This is a genomic window from Jannaschia sp. Os4 (assembly GCF_016820245.1).
In the GTDB taxonomy this organism is placed as follows: domain Bacteria; phylum Pseudomonadota; class Alphaproteobacteria; order Rhodobacterales; family Rhodobacteraceae; genus Jannaschia.
Genome location: NZ_JAFCAR010000003.1, coordinates 263227 through 275165, shown reverse-complemented (window position 1 = coordinate 275165; position 11939 = coordinate 263227). Strand labels below are relative to the sequence as shown.

General features: G+C 73.3%; 12 protein-coding genes. 10 read left to right on the top strand and 2 right to left on the bottom strand.

What is annotated here, in order from left to right:
• Nucleotides 1–16: 16 nt before the first annotated feature.
• Entirely contained in the window at nucleotides 17–1174 is a 1158-nt protein-coding gene (locus tag JQC91_RS06335; protein ID WP_203285965.1) for an acetyl-CoA C-acyltransferase, read from the bottom strand.
• 99 nt (nucleotides 1175–1273) lie between these two features.
• On the opposite strand from JQC91_RS06335, the gene JQC91_RS06330 reads away from it, so the two are divergent.
• The 4 genes from JQC91_RS06330 (at nucleotide 1274) to map (ending at nucleotide 4781) form a co-directional block, all read left to right on the top strand.
• The gene (locus JQC91_RS06330) at nucleotides 1274–1609 is read left to right on the top strand and encodes an STAS domain-containing protein (protein WP_203285964.1); all 336 of its coding nucleotides are present in this window, start codon (nucleotides 1274–1276) and stop codon (nucleotides 1607–1609) included.
• On the top strand, nucleotides 1606–2052 hold the full coding sequence (locus JQC91_RS06325; RefSeq protein WP_203285963.1) for an ATP-binding protein: 447 nt from the start codon (nucleotides 1606–1608) through the stop codon (nucleotides 2050–2052). Before JQC91_RS06330 ends, JQC91_RS06325 begins: the two co-directional genes overlap by 4 nt.
• Nucleotides 2053–2332: 280 nt before the next feature.
• Nucleotides 2333–3907 carry a gamma-glutamyltransferase family protein gene (locus tag JQC91_RS06320; protein WP_203285962.1) on the top strand — a complete coding sequence of 525 codons (1575 nt, stop codon included), beginning with the start codon at nucleotides 2333–2335 and terminating at the stop codon, nucleotides 3905–3907.
• A 55-nt stretch (nucleotides 3908–3962) separates the two neighbouring features.
• Nucleotides 3963–4781, top strand: a complete 819-nt coding sequence (map, locus tag JQC91_RS06315; protein ID WP_203285961.1) for a type I methionyl aminopeptidase — start codon at nucleotides 3963–3965, stop codon at nucleotides 4779–4781.
• A 3-nt stretch (nucleotides 4782–4784) separates the two neighbouring features.
• Here the strand turns inward: map and JQC91_RS06310 are convergent, their stop codons facing one another.
• Entirely contained in the window at nucleotides 4785–6011 is a 1227-nt protein-coding gene (locus JQC91_RS06310; protein WP_238941355.1) for a HupE/UreJ family protein, read from the bottom strand.
• Here JQC91_RS06310 and JQC91_RS06305 point away from each other — a divergent pair.
• From JQC91_RS06305 to JQC91_RS06285, 6 genes are all read left to right on the top strand, one after another.
• Nucleotides 6010–6840, top strand: coding sequence for a DUF4198 domain-containing protein (locus JQC91_RS06305; protein WP_203285960.1), 831 nt, complete (start codon nucleotides 6010–6012; stop codon nucleotides 6838–6840). The genes JQC91_RS06310 and JQC91_RS06305 overlap by 2 nt on opposite strands.
• A 27-nt stretch (nucleotides 6841–6867) precedes the next feature.
• The gene (leuD, locus tag JQC91_RS06300) at nucleotides 6868–7473 is read left to right on the top strand and encodes a 3-isopropylmalate dehydratase small subunit (protein WP_203285959.1); all 606 of its coding nucleotides are present in this window, start codon (nucleotides 6868–6870) and stop codon (nucleotides 7471–7473) included.
• Between the two features lie 291 nt (nucleotides 7474–7764).
• Entirely contained in the window at nucleotides 7765–8610 is an 846-nt protein-coding gene (locus JQC91_RS17950) for a hypothetical protein (RefSeq protein WP_343069913.1), read from the top strand.
• 101 nt (nucleotides 8611–8711) lie between these two features.
• A complete protein-coding gene (locus JQC91_RS06295) occupies nucleotides 8712–9617 on the top strand; it encodes an endonuclease/exonuclease/phosphatase family protein (RefSeq protein ID WP_238941354.1) in 906 nt (301 codons plus the stop codon).
• 55 nt (nucleotides 9618–9672) lie between these two features.
• Nucleotides 9673–10776: a 3-isopropylmalate dehydrogenase gene (leuB, locus tag JQC91_RS06290; protein WP_203285957.1), complete on the top strand. Its 1104-nt coding sequence runs from the start codon at nucleotides 9673–9675 to the stop codon at nucleotides 10774–10776.
• A 54-nt stretch (nucleotides 10777–10830) separates the two neighbouring features.
• Nucleotides 10831–11874 (top strand): DMT family transporter, encoded by a 1044-nt coding sequence (locus JQC91_RS06285; RefSeq protein ID WP_203285956.1) that lies wholly within the window; start codon nucleotides 10831–10833, stop codon nucleotides 11872–11874.
• Nucleotides 11875–11939 lie beyond the last annotated feature (65 nt).

Genomic DNA, 11939 nt, shown 5'->3' with positions numbered 1-11939 from the left:
GGCCCCCGGCGCGGCCTCACCGCTCCAGCGCCATCGCGATCCCCTCGCCGCCGCCGAGGCAGATCGCGGCCACGCCGCGCTTGACGTCCCGCCGCTCCATCGCGTGCAGCAGCGTCACGAGGATGCGCGCCCCCGACGCCCCGATCGGATGGCCCAGCGCGCAGGCGCCCCCGTTCACGTTCACCACGTCGCGGGGCAGCCCCATCTCGCGCATGAACGCCATCGGCACGACGGCGAAGGCCTCGTTCACCTCCCACAGGTCCACGTCCGAGACCGCCCAGCCCAGCCTATCGATCAGCTTCCGCGCCGCCGGCACCGGCGCGGTCGTGAACCAGCCCGGCGCCTGCGCGTGCGTCGCGTGGCCCATGACCGTCGCCCGCGCGGGCGCGTCCGTCCCCTCGGCGGCCAGCACCAGCGCAGCGGCCCCGTCCGAGATCGACGAGGAGTTCGCCGCCGTCACCGTGCCGCCCTCGCGGAAGGCGGGCTTCAGGTGCGGAATCTTGTCGGGCCGCGCGGATCCCGGCTGCTCGTCCACCGCGACGGTGACGGCCCCCCTGTGCGACCGGACCTCGTAGGGGACGACCTCCGCCCCGAAGGCCCCGTCCGCGATGGCCGCCTGTGCCCGCTCGAGCGAGCCCAGCGCGTACTCGTCCTGCTGCTCGCGCGTGAACTGGTAGTGCGCGGCGCAGTCCTCCGCGAAGGTGCCCATCAGGCGGCCCCTGTCGTAGGCGTCCTCCAGCCCGTCGAGGAACATGTGGTCCACCACCTGCCCGTGGCCCAGCCGCGCGCCGCCGCGCATCTTCGGCAGCAGGTAGGGGGCGTTCGACATCGACTCCATGCCGCCCGCCACCATCGCGCCCGCGTCGCCGAGCGCGATCCGGTCATGCGCCATCATCGCGGCCTTCATCCCGGAGCCGCACATCTTGTTGAGCGTCGTCGCCGGGACCGACTCGCCCAGCCCCGCCGCGAACCCGGCCTGCCGCGCAGGGGCCTGCCCTTGGCCCGCGGGCAGCACGCAGCCCATGAGCACCTCGTTGGGGGCGGGCGAGCCGGCGTCGGCCAGCGCGCCCGCGATGGCGGCCCCGCCGAGGTCGGCGGCGGCCACGCCGGAGAGCGCCCCTTGGAACCCGCCCATCGGGGTCCGCTTCGCGCCGGTGATGACGACTTTAGGCATTCGGCCCGCCTCCGCTAACGTTGTGGCAAGGTTTGCGCCCCAGACCTGCCACCGATGCCGCGGAGGTGCCAGTCGCGGCCCGACCGATGGAGGTGGCCCATGATCGAATCTGTGCGGCGGGGCGAGGTCCTCGTGCTGACGGTGAACGGACGCCGCGTCGACGCGGCGGGCTCCGTCGCGTTCAAGGAGGCGGTCCGCGACGCGCTCGCGGGCGCGGACGGGCGGGTCGTGATGGACCTGTCCGCGGTGGAGTTCATCGACAGCAGCGGCCTCGGCGCGCTCGTGGCCTCCGCCAAGGCGGCGGGCGAGGGCGGGCTGGAGCTGGCCGGCGCGGGCCCCTTGGTCCGCAAGGTCCTCGCGCTGACGCACATGGACCGGGTGTTCCCCCTGCACGACGACGTGGAGGCCGCGCTCTCGGCGCGGGACGCCGCATGAACGCCCCTTCGCCGATCCCCCAGCCCGTCCGGCGCGCGCGCGTGCGCGCGGCGCTCGACGCGATCGCGGGCGAGCTCACCGCCTTAGGCGAGGCCGTGACGGGGCAGTCCATCCCCGGCGCGACGCGCGACGACCTGCTGATGGTGCTGGCCGAGGTGATGAACAACATCGTCCTCCACGCCTATGCGGGCGCCGAGGGCGGGTGGATCGAGATCGACGTCCACCGCACGCGCGACGGGCTCACGGTCGAGACGCGGGACGCGGGGCGCCCCCTGCCCCCCGCCCTCCTCGAGGGCGGCGAGGCGCCCCCGTTGGGCGAGACCATGGACGACCTGCCCGAGGGCGGGTTCGGCTGGTTCATCATCCACAACCTCGCGCAGGACATGATGTACGCGCGCGAGGCGGGGGAGAACCGCCTGACCTTCAGCCTGCCGACGGCCTGAGGGTCCGCCCCCCCGTGCCCCGCACGGGCCCCGGCGGAACCGGCCCGGCTCGGCCCCGCCCGAGCGCCCCGACCCCCATGACGCGGGCACGTCGCGATCGTCCGGCCCGGTCGGGGGCCGGGCCGTCCGCCGCCGCCCGTTTGGCGCGCGCCGAGGGGCCGCCGCCGCACCGCGGAACGCAGCGCGGCCCGCCGCGCCGCGCCGCTTCCTGCGGCCTGCGCCTTTCCCCCCGCGCCCCGCCGCCCTAGCCTCCAGCGCGACCTTCCCAAGCGAGGCCTCCATGCGCGACTTCCACCTCCCCGGCCGCTCGCCGGTCCTTTCCGACACGGGCATGGCGGCGACCTCCCACCCGCTCGCCGCCAAGGTCGCCCTCGACACCTTGGCGCGGGGCGGCAACGCGGTCGACGCGGCCATCGCGGGGGCGGTGCTGCTCGGGCTGCTGGAGCCGCAGATGACGGGGCTGGGCGGCGACGCCTTCGTCCTGCTCAGGCCCGCGGGCTCCGACGGCATCCTCGCGCTCAACGGCTCCGGCCGCGCGCCCGCCGGGGCCTCGGCGGAGGCGCTGCGCGACGCGGGCCACGAGACGGTCCCGCTCGGCGCGGTGGACTCCGTCACGCTCCCCGGCGCGGTCGACGCGTTCTGCCGCCTGTCGGACGCGCACGGCACCCTCGGGATCGGCGACACGCTCGCCCCCCTGATCCCCTACTTCGAGGCGGGCGTCCCCGTCGCGCCGCGCGTCGCCTTCGACTGGGCCGAGGCGGCGGACCGGCTGCAGGGGGCGGCCCGCGGCCCCTACCTCGACGGGGGCGCGCCCTACGCCACCGGCCGCCGCTTCGCGCTGCCCGGCCAAGCCGAGGTGCTGCGCCGCATCGCCGCCGAGGGCCGGGCGGGCTTCTACGCGGGCGCCGTGGCCGACGACATGATCGCCGCGCTGCGGGCCGCCGGAGGATCCCACACCCTCGACGACCTCGCCGCCGTCGAGGCGACGTGGACCGACCCGATCTTCGGCGACTGCGCGGGCGCCGACCTCGTCGAGCATCCGCCCAACGGGCAGGGCGCGACCGCGCTGCTGATGGCGAACGTCCTGCGACGCTTCGACCTCGCCGCGCTCGACCCATGGGGGGCCGACCGCGCCCACTTGGAGGCGGAGGCGACCAAGCTCGCCTACGACGCGCGCAACCGCATCCTCGCCGACTCGGACCACACCGCGCGGCTGGAGCACATGCTTTCGCAGGACACCGCGGACCGGCTGGCCGACCTGATCGACCCCAAGCGCGCGATGGCGGCCGCCGCGCCGCTGGCCGAGGCGGTCCACCGCGACACGATCTACATCACCGTCGTGGACCGCGACCGCATGGCCGTCTCGCTGATCTACTCGATCTTCCACAGCTTCGGCTCGGGGCTCGCCTCCGAGCGCTTCGGCCTGCTGTTCCAGAACCGCGGCGCGGGCTTCTCGCTGGCGCCCGGCCACCCCAACGAGATGGCCCCCGGCAAGCGCCCGATGCACACGATCATCCCGGCCATGCTGCGCGAGGGCGGCGACCTCATGCCCTTCGGCGTCATGGGGGGGGCCTACCAGCCCGCCGGGCACGTGCGCTTCGTTCACAACATGCGCCTCTTCGGGCTCGATCCGCAGTCCGCGATCGACGCGCCGCGCTGCTTCGCGGACGGCGGCGCGCTCAAGGTCGAGCGGGGCTACGCGGAGGGCGTGCGGGCCGACCTCGCCGCGCGGGGCCACAGGGTCGAGATCCCCGCCACCCCCATCGGCGGGGCGCAGGCGATCCGCATCCACGCGGACGGCCCCCTCGAGGGCGCGTCCGATCCCCGCAAGGACGGCTGCGCGCTGGGCTACTGACGGGCGCGGGCGGGGGGGCTTCACCCCCCGGCTCCCGCACCCTAGATGGCCCCCCATGAACGAACACGACGGCAGACTGACCCGCGACGGCATCCGCATCCACGCGGAGGCGGACTTCGAGGGGATGCGCGCGGCGGGGCGCCTCGCCGCCGAGATCCTCGACCGGATCGCGCCGCACGTGGTGCCGGGCGCGACGACGGGCGCGCTGGACGGGCTCATCACCCGCTGGGTCGAGGAGGCGGGGGCGACTTCGGCCACGATCGGCTACAAGGGCTACCAGCACGCCTCCTGCATCAGCGTGAACCACGTCGTCTGCCACGGCATCCCCGGCGACAAGGTGCTCAAGCCCGGCGACATCCTGAACATCGACGTCACGGTGGTCGTCGACGGCTGGTTCGGGGACACGTCGCGGATGTACGTGGCCGGCGGGCATCCGGCGCTCACCCGCAAGGCCGAGCGCCTGATCCAAGTGACCCACGACGCCCTGATGAAGGGGATCGAGGCGGTCCGCCCCGGCAACACCTTCGGCGACATCGGCTTCGCCATCCAAGCCTACGTCGAGGCGCAGCGCATGTCCGTCGTCCGGGACTTCTGCGGGCACGGGCTGGGCCGGGTGTTCCACGCGCCGCCCAACGTGCTTCACTACGGACGGCGCGGGCAGGGGCCGGTGCTGGAGGAGGGCATGTTCTTCACCATCGAGCCGATGGTGAACCTCGGGCGCGCCGAGACCAAGGTGCTGGCCGACGACTGGACGGCGGTGACGCGGGACAAGTCGCTCTCGGCGCAGTTCGAGCATTCGGTCGGCGTGACGGCCGACGGGGCGGAGATCTTCACCCCCTCCCCCGCCGGCCTGTTCCACCCGACCTACGCCTGAGCGCTAGCCCAGCAGCGTCCGCTCGATCACCCACCACGCGCCCACCAGCGCGATCAGGATCGAGCCGACCACCGAGACCGCGCGGAAGGCCTCGGCCTCCGGGTGGAAGCGGCGGTGCAGCACCCGGAACGCGACCCAGACGAGGATCGCGGCCGCCGCGATGACGGCCAGCTGGCCCAGCTCCACGCCCACGTTGAACGCGATCAGCGAGGCGACGAGGTGCTGGCCGAGCCCGAACTCCGACAGCACGGAGGCGAAGCCGAGCCCGTGCAGCAGGCCGAACGCGAACACGATCCCGATGCGCGCCCACCCGATCTCCGGGGTCTCGAGCGCGGCGTCGGGGATGGGACCGTTGCCGTTGGCCGCCGCCGGCAGCTCCCGTGTGCGATGCGCGACGAGGAGGTTCTCGACGGCGACGTATACGATCGAGAGCGCGATGACGCTCTCCACGATCCACATGGACCCGTCGGGGATGTCCACCACGCCCACGGTCGCCAGCGCGAGCGTCACGGTATGCGCGGCGGTGAAGGCGGTGACCTGCCAGAGCAGCGGCCGCCATGCGAAGGCGTAGAAGAGCAGGCCCAGCACGAAGAGGATGTGGTCGAGCCCCTTGGGGACGATGTGGTCGAAGCCCGACACGAGGTAGCGGGCGACCGCCTCGCCCAAGCCCGCCTCCGCCGCGCCGCCGCGTGGCAGCGGGTCGGTCGTGCCCCCCGCCGACAGGAAGGCGGAGTAGGCGTCCTCCCCCTCGCCCTGGCGCACGATCAGGCCGCCCAGGCCGCCGTCCCATCCCACCGTCACCGGCGACCCGTCGTCGGGCAGGGCCGCCCGGATCGTGAGCCGCGAGTCGCGGCGGGTGTCGACGTCGCCCACGGGCGGGATCACGACCTCCTCCAGGACCGGGTCCAGCGCGGCGTCCCCCGCCCGCAGGTCCATGCGGGCCGCGATGGCCGGCCACGCGCGGGCGAGCTCCGCCGCGAGCGCCTCGGGCTCCATCGCCCGCAGGCGGTCGCTCAGGCCCGCCAAGGGCGACTCGTCGGTGTCCTCGACCGCCGAGAGGTCGATCCCCGCGACCAGCGGCTCGATCGCGGTGCGCAGCTCCATCACCAGCGCGTCCCCGGTCACCGTGACGTCGGCCACGGAGGGCTGCACCTCGTGCGCGCGCCCGGCGGCGATTGACACCAGCAGCGCCAGCGCCATCGTCGCTCCCAGTCTCAGGAAAGCCGCCATGCCCCGCATCCCCACGTTGTTCGCCGCCGCACTCTGCCTCGCCATGGGTCAGGCGCAAGCCCACGAGTTCTGGATCGAGCCGGAGTCCTTCGAGGTGGAGGCGGGCGATCCGCTCGCCGCCACCTTCCGCAACGGGGAGGCGTTCGTCGGCTCGACCTTCAGCTTCCTGCCGACGCGGTCGGAGCGGCTCGACCTCGTGGCCGGCGGGGCGGCGGCGCCGATCGACGCGCGCGTCGGTGACAACCCGGCGATCCAGCTGGACGAGGCGCCCGACGGCCTCGTGGCGCTGGTCCACGAGACCGGCGAGTCCGCTCTCACATACCGCCCGCGCGCGGGGCGCAGCGGGTGGGAGCGGTTCGTGGGCTTCGTGACCCACAAGCAGATGACGGGCATCCTCGAGGCCCACAAGGCGGCGGGCCTGCCCGAGGAGGGCGTGACCGAGGGCTACGTCCGCTACGCGAAGGCGCTCGTGGCGGTGGGCGACGGCGCGGGGCAGGACGCGCCCACGGGCCTGCGCACCGAGATCGTGGCGCTGGCCAACCCCTACACCGACGACCTCGCGGACGGCCTGCCGGTGCGCGTGATCCTCGACGGGGAGCCCCGCTCCGGCGCGCAGGTCGAGCTGTTCGCGCGCGCGCCCGACGGGACGGTCGAGATCACGCTCCACGACGCGGACGCGGACGGGGTCGCGGTGCTGCCGGTCGAGCCGGGGCACGTCTACCTCGCCGATTCGGTGGCGATGAAGCCGGGTCCGGGCTTCTCCGGCGGGGACGGGCCGATGTGGCGCTCGCTGTGGGCCGCGTTGACCTTCGCCGTGCCGGAGGCGTAATCCCGGCCCCGACCGGAGAGGGACACCATGGACAAGTTCGAGACCGTGACCGGCGTCGCCGCGCCGCTGAACCTGATCAACGTCGACACCGACATGATCATCCCCAAGCAGTTCCTGAAGACGATCAAGCGCTCGGGGCTGGGCGTGCACCTCTTCGACGAGATGCGCTACGCCGACGACGGGTCGGAGGTGGCCGACTTCGTCCTCAACCGCCCCGCCTACCGGGGCGCCGAGATCCTCGTCGCGGGCGACAACTTCGGCTGCGGCTCCTCGCGCGAGCACGCGCCGTGGGCCCTGAAGGACTTCGGCATCCGCGCCGTGATCGCCCCGTCCTACGCGGACATCTTCTACAACAACTGCTTCAAGAACGGCATCCTGCCCATCGTGCTCCCGCAGGAGCAGGTCGACGTCGTGATGGCCGATGCCGAGAAGGGCGAGAACGCCCGCATCACCGTCGACCTGGAGGCGCAGACCGTCACCACGACCGACGGCACCAGCTTCGCCTTCGAGGTCGACGCCTTCAAGAAGCACTGCCTGCTCAACGGCTTGGACGACATCGGCCTGACGGAGCAGAAGGCTGCCGCCATCGACGCCTTCGAGGCGGGGGCCGCCGACGCGCGTCCTTGGGTGTGATCCCCAAGCTTTCGGGGCCAACTCCACGCTAGACACAACATATGGGCGCCGGATCCGATCCGGCGCCCATATCTGTTTTCGGGACCCATGCTTGCGGCGGGCGGGACACACCCGATCCGACATTGTGGTTTTCGCATGTCGCCAATCGGTTGCGAGGCGACCTTCATCCGGGCAATCCTGTGTCCACGAGGCAGGTGCACCGGGGATCAACCTTGGGCCGATGCAGGCAGTGAACCATCAGGAGGCCCGGACGACGTATCCGGACCCCGCAGGCACGAGGTGCACAGGGCAGTGATCACCCAGCTTCCAGGCGCGGGCGTACGGGCGCTCATGGTCATCGGCGCGATCCTGCTGCCAATGGTCCTGATCCCCGGACAACCGCCCCGCGTCGTGGAAGCGACGGTGCTCATCGCCCTGTTCGCCGGCCTCTTCACCCTCGTGGAATACGCCGCCGTCTACCCGGGCCTCGTCGAGTTCCGCGACGCGCCGCCGCTCAACCGCGTGCGCTTCGGTATCCTCGTCGCGACCCTCCTCGCGATCTCGGCCGCCATCGGCACCGGCCCCGACGCCTCGACGCTCGGGCGCTTCCTGCAGGCCGTGGGGATGCTGCTCGGGCAGTCGATCGACATCCCCTACACGCCCGTCCGCGTCATCATGGAGAGCCTTCCCGAAGGCACCACCGCCGAGGAGGCGCGCATGGTCCGCATGTCCGCCGGCCTCGCCTACCTGATCAGCCTCGTCGGCCTGACCGTCTTCTCCATCCTGATCCGCCTGCGCTCGTGGCCGACGCCCTCCGGGTCGTTCAACGTCTGGGTCAACCTGCCCACCTTCGACCCCACCGCCGGGGCGGACGTGGTCGCCCGCCTGCGCCGGGACGGCACCATTAACGTCCTGTTGGGACTCGTGCTGCCATACCTCTCCCCGCCGCTGATGCTGTTCGTCGCGCGCGGCCACGGGATCGAGATGCTGGAGAGCGGGCTCGCGACATGCTGGATCATGACCCTCTGGGCCTTCCTGCCGGCCTCACTCTTCCTGCGCGGCATCGCGCTGCGCCGCCTCGCCCTGATGATCGAGCTCAAGCGCCGCCGCCTCGCCACCGAGCGGGTCGAGGCCGAAGGCGGCGTGGCGCACGCCTGATCGCGGCCGCGCTTCTCGCGCTCGCGCCGCTCGCCGCCCCCGCCGAGCCGATCCGCCTCGCCACCTTCCACGCCGGCCTGTCGCGCAAGGGGCCGGGCCTCATGGTCCGCGACATCGCGAAGGGGGAGGCGCAGGCGGCGGCCGCCCTCGACGCGATCGCCCATGTGGGGGCGGACGCGATCCTGCTGCTCGACGTCGACTGGGACGCGGGCGGCGCGGGCCTCTCGGCGCTGCGGTCCGCCTTGGCGGAGCGGGGCGCGCCCTATCCGCACGGATACGCGGGAATGCCCAACGCGGGCGTCCCCTCGGGCCTCGACCTCGATGGCGACGGCACGGCCCACCGGGCCCGCGACGCGCTGGGCTACGGACGGTTCACCGGAGACGGCGGCATGGCGCTCCTGTCCCGCTGGCCGGTCGCGGTCGTCGCCCACGACCCGCTCTGGGCCGACGTCTCGGCGGAGGCGGCCGCGCTCCTGCCGGAGGGCGGGGCGACGGTCGTCCCCCTCGCGACCGTCGCGCAGTGGGAGGTGACGCTCGACGCGCCGGGCGGACCGGTCACGCTGATCACCCTCGCGGGGGGGACGCCCGTGTTCGACGGGCCGGAGGACCGGAACGGCCTTCGGAACCGGGACGAGCTGCGCTTCGCCGCCGGCCTCGCGGCCGCCGCGCCCCATCCGGTCGTGGCCCTCGGGCGCGCCAACGTCGACCCGCTGGACGGCGAGGGGCGCCGGGACGGGCTCGCGGCCCTGCTCGCGCATCCCCGCCTCGCCGACCCCGAGCCCCGCGGCGCGGGCGGCGGCGGCGAGGGCCATGCGGGCGACCCCGCGCTCGACACCGCCGCGTGGGACGGGCCGGGACCGCTCCGGGTCGACTACGTCCTGCCCGACCGCGCGTTCGAGGTGGTGGGATCCGGCGTCCTCTGGCCGATCGACGGACCGCTCGCCGAGACGGTCGCCGCGGCGGGTTCCGGCCGCGTGGTCTGGGTCGATCTTCGGCGCCGACCTTGACACCACCCCCCCGGCCATTACCCCCGCGACCGACCGCACAGAGGGAACCTCCGACATGGCCAACACGCTCCTGATCCTGCCCGGCGACGGCATCGGCCCCGAGGTGATGGCCGAGGTACGGCGCGTGATCGACTGGTTCGGCGCGCGCGGCCTCGCGTTCGACGTGTCCGAGGACCTCGTCGGCGGGTGCAGCTACGACGCCCACGGCACGCCGCTCACGGACGCGGCGATGGAGACGGCCCAAGCGGTCGACGCCGTGCTGCTCGGCGCGGTGGGCGGCCCGAAGTGGGAGGACCTCGACTTCGCGGACAAGCCCGAGCGCGGATTGCTGCGGCTGCGAAAGGAGATGGACCTCTTCGCCAACCTCCGCCCCGCGCAGTGCTTCGACGCGCTGGCGGACTTCTCCTCGCTCAAGCGCGACCTCGTGGCGGGCCTCGACATGATGATCGTGCGCGAGCTGACCTCCGGCGTCTACTTCGGCGAGCCGCGCGGCGTCTCCCACGACGGCAACGAGCGGGTGGGCATCAACACCCACCGCTACACCGAGTCCGAGATCGCCCGCGTCGCCCGCGCCGCCTTCGACCTCGCGCGCAAGCGCGACAACCGCGTCTGCTCGATGGAGAAGCGCAACGTCATGGAGGCGGGCATCCTCTGGAAGGACGTCGTCGAGGAGGTGCACGCCGCCGAGTATCCGGACGTGGAGCTAACCCACATGCTGGCCGACGCGGGCGGCATGCAGATCGTGCGCGCGCCCAAGCAGTTCGACGTGATCCTGACGGACAACCTGTTCGGCGACATGCTGTCGGACGTGGCCGCGATGCTGACCGGCTCGCTGGGGATGCTGCCCTCCGCCTCGCTCGGCGCCCCAATGGAGAACGGGCGGCCCAAGGCCCTCTACGAGCCGGTGCACGGCTCCGCCCCCGACATCGCCGGGCAGGGCAAGGCCAACCCGATCGCCTGCATCCTCTCCTTCGCGATGGCGCTGCGCTACTCCTTCGACGCGGGCGACGAGGCCGCGATGCTGGAGGGCGCGATCGAGGACGTGCTGGAGCAGGGCACCCGCACCGGCGACCTGATGGGCGCCGAGGGCGGCACCCCCGTCTCGACCTCGGAGATGGGCGACGCCATCCTCGCCGCGCTGGACGCCCGCGCGGCCTGATCCGGACGACCGGCGCGGCAGGGGAGGGCCGCGCCGACCAGCATAGGACGCCCCATGCCCGCCAAGCCCTCCCCCCTCGTCGGCATCCTGATGGCGCTCGGCGCCTTCGCGCTGTTCTCGGTCCACGACGTCGTCATCAAGTTCCTCGGCTCCGGTGACGGCTACGCCGTCTTCCAGATCGTGTTCTTCAGCGTGCTGCTGACCTTCCCGCTCTCGACGGTGATCCTGCTGCAGTCGAACGTGGCGGGCACCCTGCGCCCCGCGCACCCGTGGTGGTCGCTGCTGCGCACCGCCTGCACCGTCGTCGCCGCGCTGCTGGTGTTCACCGCGTTCACCACGCTGCCGCTGGCGCAGGTCTACGCGATGATCTTCACCATGCCGCTGATCATCACCGTCCTCTCGATCCCGATCCTCGGCGAGAAGGTCGGCCCCCACCGCTGGGGCGCCGTGATCGTGGGCCTCGCGGGCGTGCTGATTGTGCTGCGGCCCGGGGGCGCGGACCTCGGCTGGGGCCATGCGGCGGCCTTGGGAGGCGCGGTGTTCTCGGCGCTGGCCTCCGTGATCGTGCGCCGCATCGGGCGGGACGAGCGGACGATGGTGCTGCTGCTGTGGCCGCTGGTCGCCAACTTCGTCGTGATGGGCGCCGCCCTGCCCTTCGTCTACAGGCCCGTGCCGCTGCCCGACCTCGGCCTCTGGGCCCTGATGGCGCTCTGCGCGCTGCTCGCGTCGCTGCTGATGATCGGGGCCTACAAGCGGGCCGACGCGGTGCTGGTCGCGCCGATGCAGTACAGCCAGATCATCTGGGCCGCGCTCTACGGCTGGATCCTGTTCGACGAGGGGATCGACCTCTGGACCGGCGTGGGCGCGGGGGTGATCGTGGCGTCGGGCCTCTACATCGTCGCGCGCGAGGCGGGGGGCCGCTCCGCCACCGCCCCGGTGCTGCGCTCGCGGACGCGGGCGGGCACGCCGGGGGCCCCGCGGATCGGCGCCCTGCTCACCACGGGGGAGCGCGACGCGGGCTTGCCCGGCGGGGCGATGCGCCGCGCCTTGGATGAACGGGCCGCGCATGCGCGCCACGATGGACGCGGCGCGACGTAGAATGGTGTTGCGGCGAAGCCGCGACGTGACGCGGATGAGGCCGACGCCCTACCGGCTCGCCGCAC